Source organism: Candidatus Sodalis endolongispinus, assembly GCF_018777395.1.
Lineage (GTDB): Bacteria > Pseudomonadota > Gammaproteobacteria > Enterobacterales > Enterobacteriaceae > Sodalis_B > Sodalis_B endolongispinus.
In genome coordinates, this window is record NZ_JAFJYC010000001.1 from 2,231,826 (window position 1) to 2,258,669 (window position 26,844).

General features: G+C 57.2%; 15 protein-coding genes and 11 pseudogenes. 17 read left to right on the plus strand and 9 right to left on the minus strand.

Going from position 1 to position 26,844, the window contains the following annotated elements; all coding sequences use genetic code 11:
- Positions 1 to 181 precede the first annotated feature (181 nt).
- The 4 genes and pseudogenes from aroL (at position 182) to ppnP (ending at position 2,901) form a co-directional block, all read left to right on the plus strand.
- Positions 182 to 710: pseudogene (gene aroL / locus JZM24_RS10785) on the plus strand (shikimate kinase AroL).
- 129 nt (positions 711 to 839) lie between these two features.
- Complete coding sequence (locus JZM24_RS10790; protein ID WP_215669633.1) at positions 840 to 1,031, plus strand: YaiA family protein; 192 nt, start codon at positions 840 to 842, stop codon at positions 1,029 to 1,031.
- A gap of 656 nt (positions 1,032 to 1,687) precedes the next feature.
- Positions 1,688 to 2,494, plus strand: coding sequence for an IclR family transcriptional regulator (locus JZM24_RS10795; RefSeq protein WP_215669634.1), 807 nt, complete (start codon positions 1,688 to 1,690; stop codon positions 2,492 to 2,494).
- A gap of 84 nt (positions 2,495 to 2,578) precedes the next feature.
- Positions 2,579 to 2,901, plus strand: a pseudogene (gene ppnP / locus JZM24_RS10800) (pyrimidine/purine nucleoside phosphorylase).
- Between the two features lie 105 nt (positions 2,902 to 3,006).
- Here ppnP and rdgC read toward each other — a convergent pair.
- Complete coding sequence (gene rdgC / locus JZM24_RS10805; protein ID WP_215669635.1) at positions 3,007 to 3,924, minus strand: recombination-associated protein RdgC; 918 nt, start codon at positions 3,922 to 3,924, stop codon at positions 3,007 to 3,009.
- Positions 3,925 to 4,419: 495 nt separating this feature from the next.
- Here rdgC and JZM24_RS10810 point away from each other — a divergent pair, with 495 nt between their 5' ends.
- Both JZM24_RS10810 and mak read left to right on the plus strand, forming a co-directional pair.
- Positions 4,420 to 5,421 carry an AAA family ATPase gene (locus tag JZM24_RS10810; RefSeq protein ID WP_215669636.1) on the plus strand — a complete coding sequence of 334 codons (1,002 nt, stop codon included), beginning with the start codon at positions 4,420 to 4,422 and terminating at the stop codon, positions 5,419 to 5,421.
- Positions 5,422 to 5,611: 190 nt separating this feature from the next.
- Entirely contained in the window at positions 5,612 to 6,529 is a 918-nt protein-coding gene (gene mak, locus JZM24_RS10815; RefSeq protein ID WP_215670119.1) for a fructokinase, read from the plus strand.
- A 322-nt stretch (positions 6,530 to 6,851) separates the two neighbouring features.
- On the opposite strand, the pseudogene JZM24_RS19435 reads toward mak, so the two are convergent.
- The 5 genes and pseudogenes from JZM24_RS19435 to sbcD form a co-directional block, all read right to left on the minus strand.
- A pseudogene (locus JZM24_RS19435) lies at positions 6,852 to 7,718 on the minus strand (SbcC/MukB-like Walker B domain-containing protein); the annotation flags it as partial.
- A gap of 270 nt (positions 7,719 to 7,988) precedes the next feature.
- Positions 7,989 to 8,843: a hypothetical protein gene (locus JZM24_RS10825; protein WP_215669638.1), complete on the minus strand. Its 855-nt coding sequence runs from the start codon at positions 8,841 to 8,843 to the stop codon at positions 7,989 to 7,991.
- Positions 8,844 to 9,023: 180 nt separating this feature from the next.
- Positions 9,024 to 9,392: a hypothetical protein gene (locus JZM24_RS10830; protein WP_215669639.1), complete on the minus strand. Its 369-nt coding sequence runs from the start codon at positions 9,390 to 9,392 to the stop codon at positions 9,024 to 9,026.
- A 218-nt stretch (positions 9,393 to 9,610) separates the two neighbouring features.
- Positions 9,611 to 10,393, minus strand: a pseudogene (locus JZM24_RS10835) (AAA family ATPase); the annotation flags it as partial.
- A 116-nt stretch (positions 10,394 to 10,509) separates the two neighbouring features.
- A pseudogene (sbcD, locus tag JZM24_RS10840) lies at positions 10,510 to 11,028 on the minus strand (exonuclease subunit SbcD); the annotation flags it as partial.
- A 551-nt stretch (positions 11,029 to 11,579) separates the two neighbouring features.
- Between sbcD and phoB the strand changes: the two are divergent.
- From phoB to proY, 7 genes and pseudogenes are all read left to right on the plus strand, one after another.
- Positions 11,580 to 12,269 carry a phosphate response regulator transcription factor PhoB gene (phoB, locus tag JZM24_RS10845; protein WP_215669642.1) on the plus strand — a complete coding sequence of 230 codons (690 nt, stop codon included), beginning with the start codon at positions 11,580 to 11,582 and terminating at the stop codon, positions 12,267 to 12,269.
- 184 nt (positions 12,270 to 12,453) lie between these two features.
- Positions 12,454 to 13,791, plus strand: a pseudogene (gene phoR, locus JZM24_RS10850) (phosphate regulon sensor histidine kinase PhoR).
- Positions 13,792 to 14,057: 266 nt separating this feature from the next.
- Positions 14,058 to 14,321 (plus strand): annotated as a pseudogene (locus tag JZM24_RS19730) (substrate-binding domain-containing protein); the annotation flags it as partial.
- A 151-nt stretch (positions 14,322 to 14,472) separates the two neighbouring features.
- Positions 14,473 to 14,862: a PstS family phosphate ABC transporter substrate-binding protein gene (locus tag JZM24_RS18660; RefSeq protein WP_376775523.1), complete on the plus strand. Its 390-nt coding sequence runs from the start codon at positions 14,473 to 14,475 to the stop codon at positions 14,860 to 14,862.
- A gap of 201 nt (positions 14,863 to 15,063) precedes the next feature.
- The gene (locus JZM24_RS10860) at positions 15,064 to 16,167 is read left to right on the plus strand and encodes a cobalamin-independent methionine synthase II family protein (protein ID WP_215669643.1); all 1,104 of its coding nucleotides are present in this window, start codon (positions 15,064 to 15,066) and stop codon (positions 16,165 to 16,167) included.
- A gap of 886 nt (positions 16,168 to 17,053) precedes the next feature.
- Positions 17,054 to 18,371: pseudogene (gene brnQ / locus JZM24_RS10865) on the plus strand (branched-chain amino acid transport system II carrier protein).
- 73 nt (positions 18,372 to 18,444) lie between these two features.
- Positions 18,445 to 19,812 (plus strand): annotated as a pseudogene (gene proY, locus JZM24_RS10870) (proline-specific permease ProY).
- 149 nt (positions 19,813 to 19,961) lie between these two features.
- Here the strand turns inward: proY and JZM24_RS10875 are convergent.
- Positions 19,962 to 20,564, minus strand: a complete 603-nt coding sequence (locus JZM24_RS10875) for a peroxiredoxin C (RefSeq protein WP_215669644.1) — start codon at positions 20,562 to 20,564, stop codon at positions 19,962 to 19,964.
- Between the two features lie 767 nt (positions 20,565 to 21,331).
- On the opposite strand from JZM24_RS10875, the gene JZM24_RS10880 reads away from it, so the two are divergent.
- Complete coding sequence (locus JZM24_RS10880; protein ID WP_215669645.1) at positions 21,332 to 22,303, plus strand: LD-carboxypeptidase; 972 nt, start codon at positions 21,332 to 21,334, stop codon at positions 22,301 to 22,303.
- A 68-nt stretch (positions 22,304 to 22,371) separates the two neighbouring features.
- Here the strand turns inward: JZM24_RS10880 and JZM24_RS10885 are convergent.
- Both JZM24_RS10885 and JZM24_RS10890 read right to left on the minus strand, forming a co-directional pair.
- A pseudogene (locus tag JZM24_RS10885) lies at positions 22,372 to 23,151 on the minus strand (N-acetylmuramoyl-L-alanine amidase).
- A 230-nt stretch (positions 23,152 to 23,381) separates the two neighbouring features.
- Entirely contained in the window at positions 23,382 to 23,969 is a 588-nt protein-coding gene (locus JZM24_RS10890) for an acyl carrier protein phosphodiesterase (RefSeq protein WP_215670121.1), read from the minus strand.
- A 104-nt stretch (positions 23,970 to 24,073) separates the two neighbouring features.
- Here JZM24_RS10890 and queA point away from each other — a divergent pair, with 104 nt between their 5' ends.
- From queA to yajC, 3 genes and pseudogenes are all read left to right on the plus strand, one after another.
- A complete protein-coding gene (gene queA / locus JZM24_RS10895) occupies positions 24,074 to 25,147 on the plus strand; it encodes a tRNA preQ1(34) S-adenosylmethionine ribosyltransferase-isomerase QueA (RefSeq protein ID WP_215669646.1) in 1,074 nt (357 codons plus the stop codon).
- A gap of 196 nt (positions 25,148 to 25,343) precedes the next feature.
- Positions 25,344 to 26,484 (plus strand): annotated as a pseudogene (gene tgt, locus JZM24_RS10900) (tRNA guanosine(34) transglycosylase Tgt).
- Positions 26,485 to 26,817, plus strand: coding sequence for a preprotein translocase subunit YajC (gene yajC, locus JZM24_RS10905; RefSeq protein ID WP_215669647.1), 333 nt, complete (start codon positions 26,485 to 26,487; stop codon positions 26,815 to 26,817). It abuts the pseudogene before it with no gap.
- Positions 26,818 to 26,844: the final 27 nt, after the last annotated feature.

Genomic DNA, 26,844 nt, shown 5'->3' on the forward strand with positions numbered 1-26,844 from the left:
GGCGATACCTTTACCAGTAGCGCAAAATTTTGCCGGCAAACATGTGCGCCGCCGGAGGTCGATGATATGATGCGCTGCCGGCACGCAACGGGGCGGCGACTCTTTGCCTCATCCTGCTACGGCCCAGGGACGATGAATGTTCTCGTCCGCTATTTCAGGTAAGGAAAAGGACAGACAGGTAATGACACAGCCCCTATTTATGGTTTGTGCGCGCGGATGTGGCAAGACCACGGTGGGTCAGGCATTAGCGCGGGTACTGGGCTATGCCTTTACCGATACCGACGAGATGTTGTGGCGGTCTACCGGAAAGACTGTGGCAGAGATCGTCGATGAAGAAGGCTGGACGGGCTTTCGGGCAAGGGAAAGCGAAATCTTGACCAGCGTGACGCAAGGAAATGTCGTTGTCGCGACGGGCGGCGGTATTATTTTATCGGCGTCTAACCGCGGTTTTATGCGCGCGCGCGGTACCGTGGTGTACCTGCACGCGTCGGCGCAGGAAGGAACTCTCGCGCCGTCTGCAGGCGTACCCCGAGGAGGATAAGCGGCCCAGTCTTACGGGCAAACCCATGATCGAAGAAATCGCTGAAGTGCTCGCGGCACGTGAAAAACTCTATCAGGAGGTGGAACACCACGTACTGGATGCAAGCCAGCCGCCGGACGACGTGGTCTGTGCCATTTTGCAGCAGCTTTATCCTAGCGCGGCGAGTTAAGGCCGTACGCGCCGGGGAGGCCGGTGGCAGGGGTGATAGTTAAGAACCGGGTAAAAACCGCGCCGGCACACGAGGTGCGAGGTGTTGACTATACTTACCTGACGTGAGCATCACTATAAGGAAGTACCTATGGCAAGCAAACCTCCCTATCCGCGCGAAGCGCATGTCGTCAAAAAAGAAAAGGGGCCGGCCGGCAAGACGAAAACCGTCTATGAGCTGCGAGCCGATCATCCTCATCCCAATACCCTCATCAGTGAGCATGACACTGAGCAGGAGGCGCTGGATTCCAAAGAGCGCTATGAGGACGAAAGTAAAAGCTGAACTCCCGGCGGCAGATAACGTGGTCCTGTCGCCATCTTCGCTATCAGCCGTTTTGGTGCTGTTGCCGGGACTGCCGTGTCTGCCACGTTGGCGATGCCGTGTCTGCACAGTCCTCGATGATATCTTGTCTGCCCACCTTGGCAATACCGTGTCTGCACCTCACTCAACGATGCCGTGTTTGCCCCCCTTCGGCGATGCGTTATTTGCACTCCCCCCCGGGCGATGCCGTGTCTGCACAACTATCATAGGTACCTTCTTTTGCGCGGATGTCGGGGGCGCCGTGTGGGCACTTGCGTCGCTATCCTTATTTCGCTTTTCATCCGCCAATGCCGTTTTTACACTCTTTACTTCATCACGGTTTTTGCTTTTTCTACGCGATGACAAGCCAGCATCCCTTGCACCGCATTTAATAACGTTGGGTTAAGCCAGTGTTAAAATAATTCTGGATTTGTTCTGCCGTCCCTGCCCGGTGGGGATAGCGTCAATGACAGTAACCGATATTTCTCCGCCATTAGCCTCGCCGATGACGACGAACGTCAGTTTAATTAACCTAATAATAAATATAAATAAACCCGGGCTTGAAACGCTTTTGGCGAAAAAAATCAGCGATAGAAAAACTGGGTAATATTATCTTGACGCCGACGTGCCGGCAATGAATGATGAAAACTCCGACATCCGTTCACCTGCAAAAAAATAACATTATGTCGACATTGGAAAACGCCGCTGCGGTGTTAACGTTGTTCGCCGAGCTGGGTGCCGAGGCGCCGCTGGAAGGTCTGTCATTCAGCGATATTGCCCGCCGGCTACCATTGCCGAAAAGCACGCTTTCACGGTTGCTTATCGCGATGGAATCGCAGGGACTGCTGGCGCGGGATCCCCATAATCGCCACTATTCGGTCGGCCATCTGGTGCGCTCGCTGAGCCCGCCTGCGCCCCTGCGCCAGCCGGCCACGATTGCCGAGCGGGCGGCGCAGGCGCTGCACCAGCTCAGCGCACGCTATTGCTGCACGGGGTATTTATGCATGCTGCATCGTGATAGGGTCCATATTGTTGACCGCTTTCAAAGTAGCACCGCCGCGCCGGCGGTCTATGCGGTGGGCCTCCATATGCCGGCCATGAACACGGCGGCCGGCAGAGCGTTGCTGGCCTGTTGCTCCGAGCAAGAAGTGATAGCGCGGTTGATGCCGCGCCAGAACATGCCGGGAGGATTTCATCAGCCCGGCATTGTCCGCCTACTGCAACGGCTGTCTTTGGTGCGCGGGCAGGGCTGGGATTTTAACCGTAATGACACCCGTCCCGGATACAGCGCCCTGGCGACGGCGCTGGCGGACAGCGAACGACGTGAACAAATCGGATTATGTCTGTCTTTCGTTAATACCGGCGATAAAGGCGCGTTCCCGGCCGATAAATTGGCGGGGCTGCAGTCCGCCACGCGGATGATTGCTCAGAACATGCATCAGTGAAGCGGCTAAGCGCAATTTCTTTGCCCCTGCCGGGCTTTTTGCAGAAAAGGGCGTGACGCCCGTCAGCGCGCCTTTTACACTGACATGACATTAATCGATAGGAAAAGACCGATGCTGAAGGTGAATGACTATTTCTCAGGGAAAGTAAAATCCATTGGATTCGACGCCGCTAGTACGGGCCGTGCCAGCGTTGGCGTCATGGAGGCGGGGGAATACACCTTTACCACCGGCCAACCGGAAGAAATGACGGTCATCAGCGGCGCATTGAAGACGCTGCTGCCGGGCGCGAACGACTGGAGGTTTTTATGCCGGGAGAGACTTTCTACGTGCCGGCACACAGCGAATTCTGCCTGCAGCTGGCGGAAACCAGCAGCTATCTGTGCAAGTATCTGAGCCACTCGCGCTGAACGATAGGGACCGGGCGTACTCGCGGTAATGCCGCCTGGTATTGAGACCAGCGAGGCGCACTCGCGGTGCTGCCGCCTGGCGACGCCATTGGCGGCGAATTACCCTTAGCCCTGCCGCGGTGCCTCACCGCCCAGCCCCGCAATCAGCTCGGCGATAAGTCCCGTCAGTTCACCGGTCATCAACATAAAATCGGCGTCGAAGCGCGCGGCGAAATCATCGCGATCGATATCATCATTTTGCTCGCGCAGCGTGTCGGAGAACCTTAAGCGTTTGACCGTACCATCATCACCCAGTATCAATTGCACCCGCTCCCGCCAACCCAGCGCCAGCTTGGTCACCAGTTTGCCCGCCTCGATATGCACCGCAATTTCGTCGCTAGATAAATCCTGTTTTTTACAGCGCAGGATGCCGCCTTCTTCCAGCAGCGCTTTTAACTCAGCTTCATCCTGAATGGCGAAACCGGCGGCGGGCTCTCCGCTGCGTACCCATTCGGTCAGAGTCATCTCGATTGGTTTTTCCATAGTCAGCGGCACCACCGGCAGCGAGCCGATAGATTTTCGCAGCAGCGCCAGGCAATCCTCCGCCCTTTTGGCGCTACCGGCGTCGACCAGCACCAGATCATTAGCCAGATCCAGCCACAATAGCGTCTGGCCGAAACGGCTGAAAGCGCGGGGCATTAATTGGTGCAATACCTCATCTTTGAGCGCGTCTTTTTCGGTTTTACGCAGTTTACGGCTTTGGTCATTTTCCAGCTTGCTGATTTTGCCTTCAAGCTCCTGCTTAACCACTGAGGACGGTAAAATTTTTTCTTCTTTGCGCAGACAAAGCAGGACGTGTCCCGGTATCGCATGGGTTAGCGCATCGCTTTTGGCGCCCATAGGGGGCACCCAGCCGGATTTCGCCATATCCTGACTGCCGCAGGGGGTGAAGGTGAAGGCGGACAACTGCTGCTCGATTTGCTCTACCGACAGCTCGATTGGCCGATTCAAACGGTAAATCATGACATTCTTGAACCACAACATAATAGATATCCCTGACCTGACGCACCGCAGCCGGCGCGATTTGCCCACAAACGCAGCGCGCATGATAACGAATTGCTGGCGCTTACCCTAGGAAAAAGCGTACAGAGTTGTCCGTATTTGACAGCAGGACGGTGCGCGTAGCACAAACGGGGGCGCAGGACCGTAACAGGGCTATGGCGCGAGGGTCGAACAAAGGGATGATGGCGCCCGGCGCTGTGGAATAGGGGCGAGGGGGGATAGACGTCCTGACTGCAGTGCGCTTATGGCGACGCTGCCTGTTTTAATGGCGTAGATAATGCCTGATAATAGGTATATTAATTATTTATTTGTTGTTGGTAAACATAAAGTCATCACTGTTTAATGCACTAAGAGTAAAATATATTTATTATATATTTAATAATTATTAAAATTCGGCATTCTTATATTACCGTAAACATAGACTAACTTAAGGGCGTAGCATTGTTCTATTTCGCCAAAAATTAAAGGAGTCAGTTTATGGAAACGCGGGATGTGGCTATTTGCGCCAGCCGGGTATCATGGGGATCACTTTTCAGTGGCGTCCTCACGGCATTATCTATTTCACTATTATTAGCCCTGCTGGGAAGCGCGCTGGGATTCAGCATGATTGATCCCTGGGCTCAGCGTCCGGCCGGCGGCGTGGGGACCACCATGACGATTTGTACGGCGGCTGCGTTGCTTATCAGTCTGCTGGCGGGCGGCTTTGTAGCCGGCCGATTAGCGATGATGGCCGGTGTGACCCATGGTTTTCTTACCTGGGCATTATCGCTGCTATTGGCGGTGATCATCGGCGGCTTCATTATCAGTGTGTCATTGCGCTTGGCGGGAAATATGCTCGGCGCGGCCGGTAACGCCGCCGGGGATATCGCCACCACGCTTGGCAATAATAGCGGTGAACTGGCGGGTGCGTTAAATAACGGTTTGGGAAAAATCACCTTGGACGATACTTTGTCCAGCGATGCATCGCCAAAAAATATTACCGATGCGCTGCATCCCTATTACCTACAGCGCCAACTGACGGAAATACGCTCGGAAGTCAGCCAGGCGGTGGCCGAGGCGATGCGCGCCCCGGAGCGCAGCCAGCAAATTATGGCGGGGCTGGCTGAGCGGTTAAAGCAGCGCACGGACGCGGTCGCCGACGAGATCAAGCGGGACGATGTGCATCAGGCGCTGGCTTCGGGCAATCGTTCGATGACGCCGGAGGAATTAAATCAAGCCACCGATAAAGTCATGCGCGCCAAACAACGGGCGGTGGACACCATAAAGCAGCGGATCGATACGCTGCAGCAGCATGTTAGCCACGCGCGCGAAGATTTGCAGCGCTGGCGCGAGGAATTAAAACAGCGCGCCGATAAGGCCGCCGCCGCCAGTGCCAAATCTGCGCTTTGGCTATTCATTACCCTGTTGCTGGGTGCGATAGTCAGCGCCGCCGGCGGTTGGTGGGGAGTGAGAAGCGGCGATCGCTATCACGTTGGCTAACACCGCCACCGTTTTTCGCATGGGGTGACCGGCGCCACAAAGCCGGGCTGAAACGTTCTCCCACGGCGGGAAAAGCTCAACTTTTTCCGTCGGATATCCTATGCTGATCGCCAAACAGTGCGCCGTGCCGCTTCCTGCTGCTTTTTGGGGGGCAACGGCGCGGTCGCTAAACGGAACGGGGGCTGGCAACGTGCGTATCGGCATTGATTTAGGGGGTACGAAAATTGAAGTAATCGCGCTGGATGACAATGGTCAGGCGTTATTACGCAAACGGGTGGCGACGCCGCGCGATGATTACCCGGCGACGGTGGAGACGATAGCGGCGCTGGTGGAGTGGGTGGAGCAGGAGACCCGTCAGCGCGGTAGCGTCGGCGTCGGTATTCCCGGCACGCTGTCGCCTTGTACCGGCAAAGTGAAAAATGCCAATTCGGTATGGCTCAACGGTCAGCATCTGGATAAGGATCTGCAAACGCGGCTGCAGCGGCCGGTGCGAATGGCCAACGACGCCAATTGTATGGCGGTGTCGGAGGCGACGGATGGCGCCGGGATCGGTATGAAGACGGTGTTTGCGGTGATTATTGGTACCGGCTGCGGCTCCGGTATCGCCCTAAATGGAAAAGTGCATAGCGGCGGCAACGGCGTGGCGGGGGAGTGGGGACACAATCCGCTGCCGTGGATGGATGAGGAGGAATGGCGCATTCAACAAACCGTGCCCTGTTACTGCGGTAAATCCGGCTGTACCGAAACCTTTATTTCCGGTACCGGCTTTATGCAGGATTATGAAAGGCTCAGCGGTCAACACCGCAGCGTGGCAGAGATCGTCCAGCTTGCCGCCGCTGGCGACAGATTGGCCGAGCGGGCGTTGCTTCATTATGAGCGGCGGCTGGCCAAGGCGCTTGCGCAAGTTATCAATCTGCTGGATCCGGATGTGATTGTGTTGGCAGGCGGGATGAGCAATGCTGACAGATTGTATGGCTCATTGCCGTCTTTGATTACGCCTTGGGTACTCGGCCACGAATGCCAGACGCCGATTCGCAAGGCGGTGCATGGCGACTCCAGCGGTGTGCGCGGTGCGGCGTGGCTCTGGCCCCAGGGAGACGCTGGCTAACCCCCCGCCTCAGATCTCCTTCGGTACCGCCTGCGCCATCTGCACCACCTGCACACGTGAGCGGAGCGTCAATCATCCAGGGCTAGATGGTTGATAAACAGCACCGTTTTTTGCGTAAAAAGCAAAGTGCATGCCGGGGTTGCTGCCCAGAGGCCGGCACGGCGACACCTTACCCGCACCGCTTACGCAGCGGCGATGCCACCATGCGCGTAAGAAGCAAAGCGCATGCGGGGTTGCTGCTCAGAGGCCGGCACGGCGACAACTTGCCCGCATTGTCGCCGGCGGCGTTAAAGCCTGTCAGGATGTTCAACGCTTGCAAAAGTCAGTCGACGATGTCACCGGCGGGCGTGTTTTCCGCCACCGCAAACTGCCGCTGTAGACGACTGATGCCCAGTCCGTTGATCTTACTAACCTTTATCTGTACCGGAATACGTTCCTTCATCGCTTCCACGTGACTTATCACCCCGATCATCTTGCCGCTGGTGTTCAACGCATCCAGGGCGATATCCAGCGTCTGGGCGTCGAGGGTACCAAACCCCTCGTCAAGGAACAGCGAGTCGATGCTGGTTTTATAGCTGACCAGATCGGATAGCGCCAGCGCCAGAATGACCAGAAAACTTTCGCCCCCGGACAGGGTGCGGGTATCACGTATGGAGTCAGCCTGCCAGGTATCCATCACTTCCAGCTCTAGCTCTTCTTGGGTCTTGCGCTTCAACTGATAACGACCGTGCAGGCGTGCCAATTGCTGGTTAGCCAGGTGGATAAGGTGTTCCAGCGTCAATCCCTGCGCGAACTTACGGAATTTATCCCCCTCTTTCGACCCGATAAGCTCGTTGAGATAGCCCCAATCCTGGCAACGATCGCGGCTGTCCTCTATCTGCTGCAGCAACTGATGCTGTTCCTGCAGCCGGTGCTGGTGACTATCAAGCTGTTGCTGAATTTCCCCCTGCCGGCGGGCCAGCTGGCGCAGCATGTCATCCAATGTTGCCAGATGCTGCGCCACCGCGGCGCCATCCTCCTCGGGCGGCAGCGTCGGGGGACGGGCGGCCTCCACTAGCCCCAACGCCTCTGCGGCCTGCTGCTGAAGGGCCTCTGCGCGCAGCGCGTCCCGCTCGCCGGGGGACAGCAGCGCGGCATCCAGGGCCGCGCTATCGGCAAACGGAGACGCGAGCAGGGCCTCCTGCAACTGTCTGGTGCTTAACATCGCCTGCTGTGCCAGCATCTCTCGCTGGCGTTGTTGTACGCTGATGCTGCCCGCCAGTTCATGCAGCTGACGCTGCGCCGTTTGCAGTTGCCGGGTGGCCTGAAGCTGCGCCTGTTGCACTTGTTCGCCGTCGCGGCGCAGGCGTGCGCTTAACTCGGCGGTTGACACGTCGCCGGCCAGGGTCTGGCGCCGACGATGCGCGTCGGTTAGCTCGGCGCCGCTGACCGTTAGCGCTTGCGTTAACGCCTCCTGACGCTAAGTGAGATCGGCGACGGCCTGCTGGAGTGCCTCGACGCTGCTATTCAGCGAGACGATTTGGCTGGTGAGCCGCTGAGCCTGTTCATGGCGCTGCTGCCACGACTGCCACAGCGCCCGGTGGGTATACAACCACGCTGCGGTTTGCTGCGGCGTTGGCACCGTCAAGCCTGCCGCGTCGAGGGCGGAGATCAGACCCTCATTGAGCCGCGCGATTTCGGTTTGCTGTTCTGTGAGGCTGCGCAGGGACGCCTGCAGAGAGTCTTCCAGATCGCGTTGCTGCTGGCCGTTTAGCGTCAGCGCCGACAGGCTGCGGTCGTGGGCCAGTTCGGCGGCGCTCAAGGTATCACGCGCCGCCTGCCACGCCTGGGTCACTTGTTGCCGTTGCTCGAACCGCTGCGCCAGTTGGTCCTCCTCCCGCTCATAGTTCGCCAGTGCGTTTGCGGCCGCCTGCAATGCTGCTGGCGTCAGTGTATCTATTATGGGAACGGGTGGGTTTTCATCCGGTGCGGAGCGCAGTTGGTCTGCCGCCTGCCGCCAACGTAGCCGCAAACTGTCGCATTGCTGCGCCATCGCCGCCAGCGCTGCCTCGCCCTGCCGGCATTGGGTCGCCAGTAGTTGCAGGCGAGTGTCTCCCTCCACCGTGAGCGCGGTGCAGCGATCCACTTCCGCCTGTTGTTGTTGCAACTGTTGCTCGGAGGGACCCGGGGATACCTCCTGATAAGCGCTTATCGCTGGATGTTGCGTGGCGCCGCACAAGGGACAAGGTTCGCCGGCGCGCAGGGTGCGGCGCTCATCCTCCAGCCGCACAATGCGTCGTTCCAGTTCCAGCGTCGTCTTCGTCTGCGCCAGCAACCGGGTTTTGTCTTTCAGGCTGGCGCACAGCGCCGTTTGAGCCTGGCTTAACCTAAGCTGCGTTTGCTGGCGCTGGGACTGCTGCTCTTCCTCCTGCCGGAACCTGTTCGTCAGGCCCTCAAGCTGCGCTAGCAGAGTGGCCAGCAGCGTATAATGGGGGCGCTGCTGCTGTCGACGCTTCTAGCGTGCCTCGAACGTGGCGCCGCCAGGTGCGCGCTCCAGCTCTGCGCGCCGCCGCTGCTCGCCGGCAAAGCTGACATTTAGCGCCTCCCGCTGTTGCGCCAGCCGCTGGCTCTCCGCTGCCAACTGCTGCGCCTCGGTCTGTAAGGCGGCGAGCCGTAACCGTTGCTGTGTCACCCGCTGTTCCAGGTCGTCGTGATGTTTTTGCGCCGCGCTGCGGCGATCAAACTGCTCACCCCACAGACGGCAGGCGGCGTGGCGGGCCAGCCAGTCGTTTTCCGTCTGCGCCTGCTGGCGCGCCTGATAAAGCGCCTGTTGCTGTGTTGCCAGCGTCGCGCTTTCCTGCCGATGGCGCTGCTGCAGCGGCATAAGTTGCTGCCTGAGGTCATCCTGTCGCTGCCGCAGCGTAGCGATCTGCTGGTCTAGCGGGATCAGCTGCTCCTCAATGATGTGTTGTTGCAGGCGCTGATGCTCCCCGTGCGCGGCCAGTCGCGCATCGGCATGGCTAATGGCTTGCGCCAGCGGCTGCAGCTGCGCCAGCTCCCCCTCGGCGCGGGTAGAGGACTGGGCATCGCTGGCGCCGAGGCTTGCGCCTGTTGCCAGGCCGTTTGCCGCTGCGTCCGTTCAGTCAGCCAGGTGTGATGACGCTGACGCTCATGGCGCTGGGTGTTTAGCTGCTGCTCGTCCAGCTGCCGCTGCGTCAGTTCGGCTTCCAGCATTGCCTGTTGTTCAGCGGTAAGCATTTCCATAGCACCCGCACGGGCTTCCCATTTCGCCAGCTCGTTGCGGACATCTTTGTTGCGCTCAAACACGTCGGCGGAAATGCGGCCGTAAATATCGGTGCCCGTCAGCTCTTCCAGCAGCCCGGCGCGGCTTTTGGCGTCGGCGTTGAGAAAAGCAGCGAAATCGCCCTGCGCCAGCAAAATGGATTTGGTAAAACGGGCAAAATCCAGCCCGGTTAATTCGGCAATCAGGCGTTTTTTATCGGTGATTTTATCCGCCAGAATCAGGCCGTCGCTGATGCGGGACAGCTCCACTTTCGCCCCCTGTAGATTCCCGCCGGGTTGATTCTTCGCCCGTCGCTGGCTCCAAAATGCGCGATAACCAACCCCTTTGACGGCAAACTCCACCTCGGCAAGCGATTCAGCCGTATAGCGGGTCATCAGTTCCGCTCCGGGATTGTCCCCCAGCCGTGGCGTCTGGTGATATAGCGCCAGACTGATGGCATCGAGCAGTGTGGTTTTGCCCGCGCCGGTAGGGCCGGTGATGGCGAACAGGATGCTGCGGTCAAAGGGTGCGGCGGTAAAGTCGATTTTCCATTCGCCCTGCAGGGCATTGAGATTTTTCAGGCGCAGCGTCAGTATTTTCATGCGTCCGTTGCCTCAGGGTCGTTGTGCAAATCATTAACCACCTGGTCAAATAAATGTCGGATGCGCCGGTACCGAGGTTCATCCGGCGTTTTCTCCAGCGCTAATCGCCGTTCAAACACCTCGCTGACGCTCAGGTACAATTGCTGATAGCGTTCAGCGATGGCATCCAGCAACGCCTGCTGTTTTTCACCACCCGACAGGCCGCCGCGGCTGAGCAGTACATCCCGCGGCCGCAGATAGGGGACGGCGCACAGCACCGCGCCCGGCGCGCCGTTGCGCTCCTGGAGGACCCACACCTGGTCCTCGCCGTCGCCACCGGCCACTATTCGTGTATTCAAACAGGCCAGCAGTGCGCGGGATTCGTTGAGTGTTGCCACCGCGTCATGGTTGCCCGCCAGCGCCACCAGTTGACAGCCGCTAGGCTGCAGCGCCACGACGAAACGGTTAAATAATTCGCGGGCATAACTGGGTGGCGTACCGGTATCGAAAACATCTCCCGCCACGATAATGGCGTCAACCTGGTGTTCCTCAACCTGACTGACCAGCCACGTCAGAAACGCCTGATGCTCATCGGCGCGATTTTTGGTAAAAAACGACTGACCAAGATGCCAGTCAGAGGTGTGAATAATGCGCATGACGCTCCAGCGGCGAACAAATTGATGGGGCAGTATAAATCCTGAAGCCGGCGGCTGTCGTTTGACGAGCGTGATTTTGCGGCCACGGTTCCTGAAAAAGGGACACCGTGCCGGCGCATACGGCGGCGCACCGTTTTTGCCGGGGCGGTCCGCGCCGCCGTTCGGCTCTAAACCGAGCCGCGTGCGATCTGCTCCGCGCCGCCGTTCGGCTTTAAACCGAGCCGCGTGCGCTTTGCTCCGTGCCCCCGTTCGGCTCTAAACCGAGCCGTGCAGCTTTGTAAGCAACATCGCTTGTCGTATGCCGCAATAATGACCGGGGACACAAGATGTTGCGCCAAGACCCGATCTCGCTCGCTGATACAAGGTATCGATGATAACAAGTAATCTAACAGTAAGTTAGGTCATCTCAGGTTCGCTTATTACCTTAGGCTGAGGCCGATAGTGGGATATAAAATCTATTTCTTTTTAGATAAATTAGTTTTAATAAATATGTCACAAAAGTGACGCATAATGCCGGCACCTTAATCATGACGATTTATGGCGGAGAAACGATGGCAAGACGCATACTGGTGGTGGAAGACGAAGCGCCAATCCGGGAAATGCTGTGTTTTGTCCTGGAGCAAAACGGCTTTCAGGCCATCGAGGCGGAGGATTATCCTACCGCAGTCAATCTGCTGGCGGAACCGTATCCTGATCTGGTGCTGTTGGACTGGATGTTACCGGGCGGATCCGGCATTCAATTCATTAAACAAATGAAGCGCGAAGCGCTGGCGCGGGAAATTCCCGTGGTGATGCTGACCGCACGCGGTGAGGAAGAAGACCGCGTGCGCGGGCTGGAGGTCGGCGCTGACGATTATATCACCAAACCCTTTTCGCCCAAGGAGCTGCTGGCCCGTATCAAAGCGGTGCTGCGACGCATCTCCCCGATGGAGGCGGAGGAGCGTATCGAGCTACAGGGGCTGAGTCTGGATCCCGCCTCGCACCGGGTTACCGCTAACGAACAGGCCCTCGACATGGGACCGACCGAATTTAAGCTGCTGCATTTTTTCATGACCCATCCAGAGCGCGTCTATAGCCGCGAACAATTGCTAAATCACGTATGGGGCACGAATGTCTATGTGGAGGACCGCACGGTGGATGTCCATATTCGTCGTTTGCGTAAAGCGCTTGAATCCGGCGGACATGATCGCATGGTACAAACGGTGCGCGGTACCGGTTACCGTTTTTCCGGGCGCTATTAACGCCGGTGGGCTGTAACTTGGCCGGACGCTGCGCGCAAGCGGTTCCCGACGGCCCGCCGGCAGGCCGGCGATAACACGGTTCTGGCGGGGATGCGGAACCCATCGGGAACATGCGCTGCTCGCGTCCGCGAGCGCAAGATGAGCTGGTGGCCGCGACACGGGCGCTGTCGCGAAGGAGATGCCGTTGCTTGAACATATTACCTGGCGCAGATTGTTGCTGGAAGGGGTGCTGTTTTGCCTGCCGGCGCTGTTACTGTCGCTGTTCATCGGCCATTTGGGCTGGCTGCTGGCGCTGTCGCTGCTGGCGTCGCTGATGCGCAATTATTACTTTCAATTGCGGCTGTCCCATTGGCTATGGCGTAACCCCGGGCGGACGCCGCCGGTGGGCGGAGGCAGTTGGGTTTCGCTGTTTTATGGTCTACACCGTATGCAGCAGCGTCAACGCCGCCGGCGGCGCGAACTGGCGATGCTGTTCAAGCGCTTTCGCGGCGGCGCCGAATCGCTGCCCGATGCGCTGGTGATGTTAACGGCGGACGGCCATATATTCTGGTGCGACGGGCTGGCTCAATAATTGCTCAGTTTCCGCTGGCCGGAGGATAACGGACAGCCGATCCTCAATCTGTTACGTTACCCGGAATTTAATGATTATCTGCAGCGAAAAGCGTTTCAACTGCCGTTGACGTTGCAGTTAAATAATCAGCATTGGGTAGAGTTTCGCGTCATGCCCTATACCGACGACCAATTATTAATGGTAGTGCGCGACGTCACGCAAATGCGACAGCTGGAGGGCGCGCGGCGCAACTTTTTCGCCAACGCTAGCCATGAATTGCGCACGCCGCTGACGGTATTGCAAGGGTATCTGGAAATGATGACCGACGATAGCCTGGACCCGCATATGCGGCAGCGGGCGGTGCAGACCATGCAGGATCAATCCCGGCGCATGGAGCGTCTGGTTGCTCAATTGTTGGAATTGTCGCGTATTGAAGCGGCGCCGCAGGGGGAAACCCCCAGGCCGGTGGATATGCCGGCCTTGCTCAAGCGCCTGCAGGCCAGCGTCGAATGGCTTAGCCAGGGGCAGTATCCGCTGGTGCTGCGGGTCAATCCGCAGCTATGGGTCAACGGCAATGAGTAGCAACTGCGCAGCGCGGTATCTAATCTGATGTACAATGCGGTTATCCATACGCCTCCCGGTACCCGTATTGAGGTCAGTTGGCAGCGAAGCGCCGCAGGGGCGACGTTTCAGGTCAGCGATAACGGGCCGGGTATCGCGCCGGAACATTTGCCGCGCCTGACGGAGCGCTTCTACCGTGTGGACAAAGCCCGCTCGCGCCAGACCGGCGGCAGCGGCCTGGGCTTGGCCATTGTTAAGCATGCCATGAGCCGTCACGATGAGCGGCTGGAAGTCAGCAGCGTGCCGGGGGAGGGCACCCGTTTCGGTTTTACCCTGCCGGCGCGGTTGATTAGTGCCCCGCCGCGGGTGGACAATAGTGTTACTCCACTTTCACCGCAGGCCAGAGAGTAATGCGATGTTGTTCCGTCTTTGCCGGCCGCCTGTTCGCCGGCTGTCTGCTGGGGCTAAGTAGCACGGCGCTGCCAGCGCAGCCCGTCTCGTCGCCGGCACCTCTTGTTTCACCACCCGCGCAGCCCCTCTCGTCGCCGGGGCAGCTCATCGCGTCGCCGACGCAGCCCGTTTCGCTACCGTCACAGCCCGTCTCGTCGCTGACGTAGCCGACAGTGCTGTTGAGCGGCACATTGACCAGTACCGGTTCGGATACGCTGTCGGCCCTGATGAACGGCTGGGCAGCGGCGTTCAGCCGGCGCTACCCGGGAGTTGGTGTGCAGCTGCAGGCGACCGGTTCGGCCGCCGCCGCACTCGCGGCCGGCACGGCGGAGTTGGGCCCCATGAGTCGACCGATGAGCGAGCCGGAAATTTATGGGTTTCGTCTCCGCTATGGCTACCCGCCGCTGGCGCTGCCGGTAGCGCAGGATGCGTTGGTGGTTATGGTCAATCAAGCCAACCCGTTGCAGTCTATAAGCCAGCGTCAGCTGGACGCGATTTTCTCCGTCACCCGACAGTGCGGACAGGCGGCGCCAATTCGCAATTGGGGGGCGCTGGGGCTGCCAGGCGAATGGCGCTCACTGGCGCTATTGCGTATATGGCCGCAATACCGCTTCCGGCACCCAAGGCTTTTTTCGCCGCCGGGTGCTGTGCGGTGGGGATACGCAGCCCACGGTCAACGAGCTGCCCGGTTCGGCGGCGGTGGCGCGGGCGGTGGCCGCCTCGGTGAATGCGATAGGCTATACCAGCATGGTGTTTCACGCCAGTGGGGTAAAATGGCTGGCGATTAGCGATGCGGCGGGCCATACCTATAGCGCCGATGAAAAAAAGTTGCGCCGCGGAGACTATCCCTTCACCCGTCCTCTCTATATTTACGTTAATAAACCGCCCGGCAAACCATTGGATCCGCTGACGCTGGCATTTCTGGCGCGGGTGCTCTCCCCCGAGGGGCAAGAACAGGTCAGTCAGGCGGGATATATTCCGCTGACGGTATCCCAGCGGCTGGCGGCACAGCGGGCCGCTGGATTGCCCTAAACCACACAGTTAAAAATTTGCCATAAACATGAATAAAATTCAATAGCATTGAAATTTTCTCGTTTGTGCGGCGTGATGCGAAGTGACACACTTTGATTAAGACATATAGACGTCTGGATATCCATACGTCACGAGGCGTGACTATCCCGTCGCGAAACTATCCTGGTCATCATGCCGATGACGCCTTCATGGAGCAGTAGAATGCAAAGAACGCAAGCCCCTTTCCGTGCCGATGTGGTCGGCAGTTTGTTACGTTACGCCGCCATTAAGCAGGCCCGTCAGCGTTTCGCCGATGGCGAGATAGATGTCGCGCAACTGCGGGCCGTTGAAGATAACGAGATCGCACGGGTTGTCGCGGAGCAGCGCGCACTGGGGTTGCAGGTTGTGACGGACGGGGAGTTCCGCCGCGCCTGGTGGCATATGGATTTCTTTGAGGGGCTGGACGGGGTCGAGGGTTATCAACTCGATCAGGGGATCCAATTCCAAGGCGTACAAACCAAGGCCCGCAGCGTCAAAGTCACCGGTAAACTGGGTTTTAGCCATCACCCGATGCTGGAAGACTTCCGTTTTCTGCAAAGCGTGGCCGGAGATGCGGTACCGAGGATGACCATTCCCAGCCCGAGCGTGTTGCATTTTCGCGGTGGCCGCGCGGCGATCGATAAGCAGGTGTATCCCGATCTGGCCGCGTATTTTGACGATCTGGCGCAAACCTGGCGCGACGCCATCGCCGCATTTTATGCCGCCGGCTGCCGCTATCTGCAGCTGGATGATACTGTCTGGGGCTATCTATGCTCGGAAGATCAGAAGCGTCATATGCGTGAACGTGGAGATGATCCAGACGTCCTGGCGCAGACCTACGCCGACGTGCTGAATAAAGCGCTGGCCGGTAAGCCGGAAGATTTGGTGGTCAGCCTGCACGTTTGTCGCGGGAATTTCCGTTCCACCTGGATTTCCGAAGGCGGTTATGAGCCGGTCGCGCCAATTCTGTTCGGCCAGGTGCAAGTGGACGCTTTCTTTCTGGAGTATGATACCGAGCGCGCCGGCGGCTTTGAACCGCTGCGCTTTATCAAACCCGGGCATCAGCAGGCGGTGCTGAGACTTATCACCTCGAAAACGCCGGCGCTGGAAGACCCGCAGGCGGTGCTGGATCGCCTGCGTGAAGCCAGCCAGTACGTCAGTTTGGATCAGCTGTGCCTGAGCCCGCAATGCGGTTTCGCCTCGACCGAAGAGGGCAATAAGCTCAGCGAACAGCAGCAGTGGGATAAGCTGAAGTTGGTGCTGGATATCGCTCGCCGCGCCTGGTAATGCCCTTAAGCGCGGGGAGCCCGCCTGCCCGCGCCCGTCTTTCCGGCTATCAGCCCCATGTCTGCGTACTCCAGACGGGCACCATCTAAAACGTGAAAGCCTATGAATCTCGGCGCACCTCCTGAACCGCTGAACACGGCCTGAATCTTTATTCAACGCCTGAAAGTCCACTCAGCACCCGAATCTTTGGTGAGCGCTTGCGCCCGTGGACCCCGTGCTTAGCACCCGAAGCGTGGTCCGGCGCCTGACCCCGAGCTCAGCACCCGAACCTTTGGTCAGCGCTTGCACCGTTAAGCCACTGCGCCACGTTGCGCACAGGTGTGATCTTGTCATTGCAGGCGGTAACGCCGCACAGGATCTGCGCTAGTGCCTTAAACGGCCTCGTGCAGGATAGCGGTGTCGTAGACACACCGACAGTGTCATCCTCCTGGTCGCCGGCAGCGAATATCATCCTCGATCCCGCCAGTTTGCCGGCCTGAAAGGTCCCGCGCAGGGCGCTGGCGCTGGGCTCTGTCGCTTTGCTGCAAAACGTGCCTGTGAGATTTATTCCACCATAGCAATTTCTTATGTCGCTAACGCGATTTTTGCCGCAGCCTGGGTTATCATGTAGCGCAAATTAGGCAACATTTGAATACTTAATCTAAATATTATTTAAAATGCAGATTTTAGTGCCTGTTTTGTCTGATGGACTTGCCAGCAACCGCTATAAACTATTAAATTAGCCGCCGTTGTCTAGCCGCCCGTCAGTATTGCTACCCCGCATTTTTCTCTGTCCGGCTTTACGGCCGTTCACGCGTTGCCAACCGCCGCGGTCAAGGGCGTGTAAATCACCGCTCCGTCATAAGAATAAGTTATTGCGAATTACTACAGGCCTTAGAACAAACCTATGACTAAACGATTAACTTCCAAAGACATCCTCGCGCTGGGTTTCATGACCTTTGCGCTGTTTGTCGGCGCCGGCAATATCATCTTTCCGCCAATGGTGGGTCTGCAATCCGGCCAGCATGTCTGGCTGGCGGCGGCGGGCTTTTTGATTACGGCGGTGGGTCTTCCGGTCATTACCGTTATTGCGCTGGCGCGGGTCGGCGGCGGCATTGATGCGCTGAGTTCGCCTATCGGCCAGAAAGCGGGTCTGCTGCTGGCGGTTATCTGTTATCTGGCGGTGGGGCCGCTGTTTGCCACGCCGCGCACCGCCACCGTGTCGTTTGCGGTCGGCGTGGCCCCCTTCGCCGGCAACGGCGATCTGCCTTTGCTGATTTATAGCTTGATTTATTTCGCCCTGGTTGTCGGTATTTCTCTGTACCCCGGCCGCTTGTTGGACACGGTGGGTCATGTCCTGGCGCCGCTCAAGATTATCGCGCTCGCGGTGCTCGGTATTGCGGCGATGCTGTGGCCGGCGGGCCAACCTCTGCCGGTGTCGGCCCAGATATAGTCACCTGCCGTTTTCCAGCGGTTTCGTCAACGGCTATCTCACCATGGATACCTTGGGCGCGATGGTATTCGGCATCGTTATTGTCAACGCCGCCCGGTCGTGTGGGGTGACCAGCGCGCCCTTGCTTACCCGTTATGCCATCCTCGCCGGCCTTATCGCCGGTATCGGCCTGACGGCGGTTTATTTGACGCTGTTCAAGTTGGGGTCGGGCAGCGGCGTGTTGGTGCCCGAGGCACAAAACGGCGCGGAAATTCTGCACGCTTATGTGCAATACACTTTCGGCGCCGCCGGCAGCGGTTTTCTGACGGTGCTGATTACCATAGCCTGTCTGGTCACCGCGGTGGGGTTGACCTGCGCCTGCGCCGAGTTCTTCAGCGAACATACCGGTATCGGTTATGGCAAATTGGTGTTCCTGCTGGGGCTGTTCTCCATGGTGGTCTCCAATCTCGGGCTCAGCCATCTGATAACGATCTCCGTGCCGGTGCTTACCGCTATCTATCCACCTTGCATAGTCCTGATTCTGCTGAGTTTTACGCTGCGCTGGTGGCACTCCAGCAACCGTCTTATCGCGCCCGGCATGCTGGTGAGTCTGGTGTTTGGCTGCCTCGATGGCATCAAGGTGTCGGCTTTCCCGACCCTTCTGCCGGCCTGGGTGGAACGCCTGCCGCTGAGCGCTCAGGGACTGGCATGGCTGCCGCCGACCCTTGTCATGCTTATCGTTGCGGCGGCCTACGATCAAGCCCGCGGGCGGCAGCAAATTTCAGTGCTTTGAGGGCGGCGGTGCAATCATCAGACCACGGACACCGTTCCGTGGTTTTTTCTTGTGAGATAAAAGGGTTCAGGTCATGCAATCTTCCACCCCTTCGCTGAAACGGGGGCTTTCCAACCGGCACATTCGGTTTATGGCGCTTGGCTCCGCCATCGGCACCGGGTTGTTTTATGGTTCCGCTGATGCGATTCGGATGGCCGGTCCCAGCGTTCTGCTGGCTTATTTGATCGGGGGTCTGGTGGCTTACATCATCATGCGTGCCTTGGGTGAGATGTCTGTGGAAAACCCCAATGCCGGTTCGTTCTCACGCTACGCGCAGGATAATTTGGGCCCCATGGCGGGCTATATTACCGGCTGGACCTACTGCTTTGAGATCCTGATTGTCGCCATCGCCGATGTCACCGCCTTCGGCATCTACATGGGCGTGTGGTTCCCCTTGGTGCCGCATTGGGTCTGGGTGTTGAGCGTGGTGCTGTTTATCGGCGCAATCAATCTACTCAGCGTCAAGGCGTTCGGCGAACTGGAGTTCTGGTTCTCCTTTTTCAAAGTGGACACCATCATTGTCATGATCCTCGCCGGTATCGGCATCATCGTCTGGGGTATCGGCAACGGCGGTCAGCCCACCGGCGTAGCAAATTTATGGCGCCACGGCGGCTTCTTCAGCCACGGCGTCTGGGGGATGATACTGTCGCTGCAAATGGTGATGTTCGCCTATGGCGGGATTGAAATTATCGGCATTACCGCGGGTGAAGCGCGGGATCCGCAGCGGTCAATCCCGCGCGCCATCAACTCCGTGCCCTGGCGTATCCTGCTGTTCTATGTCGGTACCCTGGCGGTTATCATGTCCATCTATCCCTGGGATCAGGTGGGTACGGGCGGTAGCCCGTTCGTGCTGACTTTCCAGAAATTGGGCATTCCTATTGCCGCTGGTCTGCTGAACTTTGTTGTGCTGACGGCTTCTTTGTCGGCGATCAACAGCGATGTGTTTGGCGTGGGCCGCATGTTGCACGATATGGCGGGGCAGGGTCACGCGCCGCGCCTGTTCCAGCGCGTATCGCGTCACGGTATCCCTTGGATAACGGTGTTGGTGATGATGATGGCGATGCTGGTGGCGGTTTATTTAAATTACATCATGCCGGAAAATGTCTTCCTGATGATCGCCTCGCTGGCGACCTTTACCACCGTGTGGGTGTGGATCATGATCCTCTGTTCACAAATCGCCTTTCGCCGCAGGATCAAGCCAGAATAGGTGCAGGCACTGAAATTCCCGTTGCCCGGCGGCGCGGTCACCGCGAGTCTGGGCGTGATCTTTCTGCTATTTATTATCGGCCTGATAGGGTATTTCCCCACCACACGCGCCTCGCTGTACGTCGGAGCAGTCTGGATTTTACTGCTGTTAGTGGGGTACCGCTGGGTAAAAACCAAGCGCGTGGCCGCTTCCTAAGGACATAGCCTGCGGCTATCCAATGCGGAGGCGACCTCAGCCGGCTCCGCAGGGCGCTTGTCTTAGCCCGAGGCATAAAAAAGCCGGTCGAGTTGACGACCGGCGTGATACGGGCAGAGTCACTGCCTTGACTGCACGGATGCAGGCGATTACAGCCTGGTCAGGTTCTCAGACAGATACTTGGCAACCCCTTCCGGCGAGGCGCCCATTCCTTCTTGCCCTTTTTCCCACTGTGCCGGGCAAACTTCCCCGTGTTCTTCGTGGAACTGCAGGGCGTCGACCATGCGCATCATCTCGTCGATGTTGCGTCCCAGCGGCAGATCGTTAACGACCTGATGGCGAACGATACCCTCTTTGTCGATTAAAAATGAGCCGCGCAGCGCGACGCCGGCGTCAGGATGTTCAATGCCGTAGGCTTTGATGATGTCGCGTTTGATGTCCGCAACCATCGGGTACTGTACCGGTCCGATACCGCCTTTGTCGGTCGGTACCTGGCGCCAGGCGTTGTGTACAAACTCAGAGTCGAAAGATACACCGATGATTTCCACGCCGCGCTTCTGGAACTCAGCATAGCGTTTGTCGAATGCAATCAATTCGGACGGGCAGACGAAGGTGAAGTCCATCGGCCAGAAGAAAATGACCGCCGGTTTACCCTGGATGTGGGATTTAAGATTAAAATTGTCAACGATTTCACCGTTGCCGAGCACGGCGGCAGCCGTGAAATCGGGGGCTTGACGAGTAACCAGGACCATATTAACTCCTGTAAAATAGCGTTTGCGAATGAATAGGGTTTAAGCCGACCCAGTATAAGGCCGTGCCGGGGGGGGAATAAAGTCACCCGTACCGATTGGTTAAATAGGTTTTGCCTATCTAAGCGATAGGTAAATCTTGCCACTAAAGCAGTCGTAGGCATTTCTTTCACTCACTCTCTCACGTTAAGAATCAGTCCTCGAAACAGGCCCGCTAACCGATGCCAGACAAACGCTGTCCGATACCAAAGGCCCGCTGCCAGATAACCGATACTCGATGCTAATGGCCCGATGCCAGATAAACGATGTCTGATACTAAAGGCCCGATGGCCGATGCCAGAGGCCCGTTGATCAATACCCGATGCCGTAATGGATGGGGGAGATATAAATATTTTTTATCCCCAGAGGAAGAGGACCGCTTTCGTTTACCCGGGTACGCCAAAACAGAAAACCAGCATCAGGGTTGTGGGAGTTGATGAAAAATTTCTCACACCAGAAATATGTGAACAAATGATAACCGTGCTCGTTTCAATGTCGCGTTAATGTATAACGGCGTAAGACCGGGTATTGTGCTAGAAGGGCCGTTTTAGCGGTTGTGCCGGCGTCCAGGTTCGGCAATAATCTTTTTAGAGTGGGGGGGAAGGAATATTCAGCGTGCCACGTCACCGGCAGTGATGCGCGTTTCATGAAATGGGAAAAGGAATTGAAAGTCAATGGGAAGGTTAATGGCGTCAGGCTGTTTATTTTTATTATTTCATGCGGGTACCATTATGGCGAAAACGATTCATCTTATTTCCAGCTCCTCCGAATATCTTGAGCAAAGCATTCCGGATATTGTTACGGCGTTAAAGCGGCAAGGATTTCAGGTCAATATGCAATACCTTGATCAACAGGTTTCCGACTTCGGCTATGTCAATAGCGACCGCGCGCGGGGGGAAAATCTGGTGAAAGCCTTGACTGACGATAATGTTGACTATTTATGGTTTGTACGCGGCGGGTCAGGCGCACTTAATCTTTTGCCGCATCTGTTTGCAAACCTAACGCACATTCACGGCGCCCGAGAGAAAATCCTCATTGGTTTTAGCGATGTCACGGCTATTCACGATTTTATCAATAAACATGTTGGATGGCGCAGCGTACACGGTATTGTGGCGTCCAGCAATAAAGACATGTATCAACTCCAGGGAAGCAACGGGCTGAATAAGAACACGGGGTTTCGTCAAACCCTCGACGCGATAACCCAAGGTGTCAATTATCCTGGCCTTTTGCCGCTGAATGCGCCGGCGAAAGTCGGAGCCGCCGGCGTATTGATGGGCGGCAATTTGACGTTGCTACAGTCGCTATTTTCCACCCGTTATGAAAAATACCTGCGCGACGAAATTTTATTATTGGAGGACACCGGTGTAACCTATAAACAACTCGATCGCGCCTTGCACCAGCTGCAGTATAAGAAAGACTTCACGCCTAACGCGATCGTCTTCGGCCAATTTTTCACTCTAGAGGCCACCGATGAAGAAAGATTGATCTTCAAAAGCGTGATCCTCGATTTTGCTGAGACGACGTCAATCCCGGTATATTATTATCCCTATTTTGGCCACGGGGTAACCAACAATCCGCTGCTGCTAAAGCAGCAGGTAACGATTACCTGTCATCCCGAGCAGGAGTACTGCACTTTGCGTCAGGCGGGTATTCGGCATGAGTCAAAAAGGGGGCAGCAAAAAAGGACGCATGCGGGGGAATAACTGGCTATCGCAGATACCGAGTTCCACCCCCCTTTGTGGCGGCCGCCTTGGCGAGAGTGAGTCTGCACTTACTTTTTGAAGTATTTTTCCACCAAAGAATAAAGGATCGCCGCGGTCTCCTTATCCACCGTACCCTGCCAGTCAACGGGTCGGAAATGCAACTAAAAAGCCTGAATAAGATTCTTAAAGATGCCGGCGCCTGTCGCCCCCGCAGTATTATAGCCATAGGTTTTAAGTTTAGCGGTAATCGCCGCCTGGTCAGGGAGTCCCTGCGCAGCAAATTTGTCAAGATACTGCTGCTTGGTCGCCTCGTCATACCAGGCGCCTATGCCCGCATCAAACAATGTTTTCCAGGGAAACGCCGCGCCGGGGTCAAATTTTCGCCCGGGGGCCGCATCGCTATGGCCGATGATCTGAGTAGGTGTAATTTCTGGATACCGTCGCAAGATATCCTGTGCTAATTGAATTATGGCCGCCATTTGTACCGGATGATAGGGCGGGAAAGTAAATTTCCCCTCATTGACCGACGCCAGGTTCACGTTTTCAATGCCAATGGAGGTATCGTTGAGATTGTTGCGCCCCGCCCAGGCGCTGAGTCCGGCGTGCCAGGCGCGGTCCTTTTCGTCCACCAGATTGAAAATACGCATCTCTTTAAACCCGGCGTCGGTATAGCTTTGGTCGCTGGGGTCTGGGACCAGATAATGCGCGCTAAGTGGCGCGTCGCCGCTTAGCGACCTAACCGAGCCAGCGAAATTGATTGCGGTGTAATGCATAATTAAAAAACGCACGCGAGAATTAAATCCCTTTAGCGAACGGTAACTGGTCGCATCAATCGGATACGTGGTCATGAGTGACTCCTGTCTGAAAAGTGACCTCCCGCCATTCATACACCCCTTGGCTTGCGCCGGCAAGCACGGACCGTTGTGCCGTTGCAGGGACATTGCGCAGGCGTGGGTGAAGCGTTTTCTGGTGCAGGCGAAGCGGTTCGCCGAGCCAGCGGCGACCCATGCCAACCGGCACAGCAACCGCTGCTCCAAGCGGGGTAAACGAGGAGGGCAGTCGTTGAAGACGACCCCATTTAGTGGCCAAGCACGCCCTGGCGGGCCGCCTGCATCATCGCCGGATAGAGTTGCCAGAACGCCTCCTGCAGCCGGCTATAGTGCGTCTGAATCTCTGGATGAATCTCCCCCAGAGCCGACAGACGCGGGCGACGCTGGGCCATACCGCTCAGCACCTGGGCCAGAAAAGGCAACTCAGCATAGCGCAGCAGCCAGCGTTCACGCCACAGGTAGCGGTTTAGAGACTGGAAGCCCGCCGGCGTATCCGGCAGGGCGGGCGCAATTCCCTGCTGCGCCCGCACGACGAATTCCGTCAGCGGCCATTGTGGTTCGACCTGCGACCAGTGGCGCTCCAGAAAATGATCCCAAACCACGTCCAGCGCGATGGGCGCCACCCGCCGCGTGGCGGGTGAAAACAGCGTTAGCGCCTGGCGTACCGCTTGATGACCATCGGTAAGGCTATCGATACGGCGATGCATACGGATGCCTGCGACCACCGCGGGCGGATAGAGGCCGTCGGGATCGCCGCGGACAAAATCCGCCATTAGATTACCGAGCAGGGAACTTTGCGCCAGGGTGGCGAGATGCAGATGAGCGAGAAAATTCATCCTTTCATTATACGGCAAAAGCGGCACGACATTGCTTAATTCTTGCAGGGTGGAACGCATAGCCCTAGACTAAGCCGCCTGTTTTTAGGCTGAAGTGATTTTTTATGCGCGTTGCCGATTTCTCGTTTGCATTACCTGATAATTTAATTGCCCGCTATCCTCAGGCGCAACGCAGCGCCTGTCGTATGCTGTCGCTAGACGGCCAGACCGGCGCGCTGGCGCATCAGGTCTTTACCGATTTGCTGGAGAAATTGGCGCACGGGGATTTACTGGTCTTCAACAATACCCGGGTGATCCCCGCGCGGTTATTCGGTCGCAAAGTCAGCGGCGGCAAAATCGAAGTCTTGGAGGAAATGGTTTTGGATGATAAGCGGGTACTTGCGCACGTACGCGCGTCCAAAGCGCCGAAGGCGGGCAGCGCACTGCTGTTGGGGGATGATGACAGTATTGCCGCCACCATGGTGGCCCGACACGATTCGCTTTTTGAACTGCGCTTCGACGATGCCCGCGATGTTCTGACACTGCTGAATGAGGCCGGCCATATGCCCTTGCCGCCCTATATCGACAGGCCTGATGATGCCGCCGACCGGGAGCTGTATCAGACGGTTTATGGCGAACGGCCGGGCGCGGTGGCGGCGCCCACCGCCGGCCTGCATTTTGATGAACCGCTGTTGGCGGCGCTGCGTGCCAAAGGCGTTGAAATGGCGTTTGTCACCCTTCATGTGGGGGCTGGCACCTTCCAGCCGGTGCGGGTGGACCAAATCGAGCAGCATCAGATGCACGCGGAGTATGCCGAGGTGCCCCAGGAGGTGGTCGACGCGGTGTTAGCCTGCAAGGCGCGCGGCAATCGGGTTGTTGCCGTTGGCACCACCTCCGTTCGTTCGCTTGAGAGTGCCGCTGCGGCAGCCGGTGAGCAAGTGCTGGCACCGTTTTTTGGCGATACGCGCATTTTCATCTATCCCGGTTATCAATTCCGCGTTGTGGATGTGCTGATTACCAATTTTCATCTCCCCGAGTCAACGCTGATTATGCTGGTGTCGGCGTTCGCCGGCTATCGCCATACGCTGGCGCCTTACCGGGAAGCGGTGGCGCAGGCGTATCGTTTCTTCAGCTATGGAGATGCGATGTTTATCACCCGTAACTCCGCCGCTGCCGCAGAGCGGTTAGGCGAGCCGTAATCGCCCGGTTGTTAACGCCGCGCATGATCGGACCTGAGTCACTGCCCGGCGTAAACCGCCGGCGGCAGAAAGCATTTAATGACAACGCAGGCTACCCATACACCGCGCGGACTGGCTTGTATAGCGGCTTGCGGGGTTGGTAGAATGCGCTCCTTTTCATCAAGCATCGGACTGTTTCTCTGGTGTTGGAGGATGTGTGGAATATCAATTATTGAAAACCGATGGCCAGGCCCGCCGCGGGCGGCTGGTGTTTGGTCGGGGCGTGGTGGAAACGCCGGCGTTTATGCCGGTAGGCACCTATGGCACCGTCAAGGGTATGACGCCTGAAGAAGTGAAAGAAACCGGAGCGCAAATCTTGCTCGGTAATACCTTTCATTTGTGGCTGCGGCCGGGGCAGGCCGTGATGAAGCTGCACGGCGATTTGCACGATTTCATGCAATGGCATGGCCCGATACTGACAGATTCCGGCGGTTTCCAGTCTGGGCGACATTCGCAAAATCACCGAAGAAGGTGTGCATTTCCGTAATCCAATCAATAGCGACGCGATATTCCTCAGCCCGGAAAAATCAATGGAAATCCAGTACGATATGGGTTCCGATATCGTGATGATTTTTGACGAATGTACGCCTTATCCCTCCGATTGGGATTACGCCAAACAATCGATGGAAATGTCGCTGCGCTGGGCAGCGCGCAGCCGTCAGCGCTTTGACGAACTGGGTAATCCCAATGCGCTATTTGGCATTATCCAGGGCGGTGTTTACTAAGATTTACGAGATGTATCGGTAAAAATACTGGTAGAGATCGGTTTTGATGGTTACGCTGTGGGTGGCCTGGCGGTAGGGGAGCCGAAGGCCGATATGCACCGGATACTGGCGCACCTCTGCCCGCAGATCCCAGCCGACAAGCCGCGCTATTTAATGGGGGTCGGTAAGCCCGAGGATTTGGTAGAGGGCGTTCGCCGCGTCATCGATATGTTCGACTGTGTTATGCCGACCAGAAATGCCCGCAATGGTCATCTGTTTGTCACCGATGGCGTGGTGAAAATCCGCAATGCCCGGTATAAAGACGGTGTTGAACCGCTGGATGCGGAATGTGATTGTTACACATGTCGCAATTATAGCCGCACGTACTTGCATCATCTTGACCGTTGCAACGAAATACTGGGTGCCCGTCTGAATACTATTCATAATCTACGTTATTACCAGCGTTTGATGGCGGGTTTACGCCAGGATATCGATGAGGGTAAATTAGAGCACTTTGTAGGTGAGTTTTATCGCCGGACAGGTAAGCCGGTTCCACCTTTAGTCGTCGAGTTACATAACAATGAGGGAATTTAAATGAGTTTTTTCGTTTCTGACGCCGTTGCCGCCTCCGGTGCTCCGTCCCAGTCAAGTCCTTATTCTCTGGTGGTGATGCTGTTTGTTTTCGGTCTGATCTTTTATTTCATGATCCTGCGCCCGCAGCAAAAGCGCGCCAAAGTGCATAAAGAATTGATGAGCTCCATTTCCAAAGGGGATGAAGTTTTGACGACCGGCGGGCTGGTTGGCCGCGTGGTCAAAGTCGCGGATACCGGCTATATTTCCATCGCGCTAAACGACACCAATGAAGTGGTCATCAAGCGTGATTTTGTGGCCGCCGTTTTGCCGAAAGGTACGATGAAAGCGCTGTAATAGCCGATTTTCCCGAAGGGAACTGCC

Coding starts and splice junctions, on each gene's coding strand:
- JZM24_RS10795 (WP_215669634.1), top strand. CDS start 1,688: ATGATGAAAACTCCGACATCCGTTCACCTGCAAAAAAATAACATTATG.
- JZM24_RS10860 (WP_215669643.1), top strand. CDS start 15,064: ATGCAAAGAACGCAAGCCCCTTTCCGTGCCGATGTGGTCGGCAGTTTG.
- JZM24_RS10830 (WP_215669639.1), bottom strand. CDS start 9,392: ATGCCGCTGCAGCAGCGCCATCGGCAGGAAAGCGCGACGCTGGCAACA.
- yajC (WP_215669647.1), top strand. CDS start 26,485: ATGAGTTTTTTCGTTTCTGACGCCGTTGCCGCCTCCGGTGCTCCGTCC.
- JZM24_RS10890 (WP_215670121.1), bottom strand. CDS start 23,969: ATGAATTTTCTCGCTCATCTGCATCTCGCCACCCTGGCGCAAAGTTCC.
- phoB (WP_215669642.1), top strand. CDS start 11,580: ATGGCAAGACGCATACTGGTGGTGGAAGACGAAGCGCCAATCCGGGAA.
- JZM24_RS10875 (WP_215669644.1), bottom strand. CDS start 20,564: ATGGTCCTGGTTACTCGTCAAGCCCCCGATTTCACGGCTGCCGCCGTG.
- queA (WP_215669646.1), top strand. CDS start 24,074: ATGCGCGTTGCCGATTTCTCGTTTGCATTACCTGATAATTTAATTGCC.
- JZM24_RS10810 (WP_215669636.1), top strand. CDS start 4,420: ATGGAAACGCGGGATGTGGCTATTTGCGCCAGCCGGGTATCATGGGGA.
- rdgC (WP_215669635.1), bottom strand. CDS start 3,924: ATGTTGTGGTTCAAGAATGTCATGATTTACCGTTTGAATCGGCCAATC.
- JZM24_RS10790 (WP_215669633.1), top strand. CDS start 840: ATGGCAAGCAAACCTCCCTATCCGCGCGAAGCGCATGTCGTCAAAAAA.
- JZM24_RS10880 (WP_215669645.1), top strand. CDS start 21,332: ATGGCGAAAACGATTCATCTTATTTCCAGCTCCTCCGAATATCTTGAG.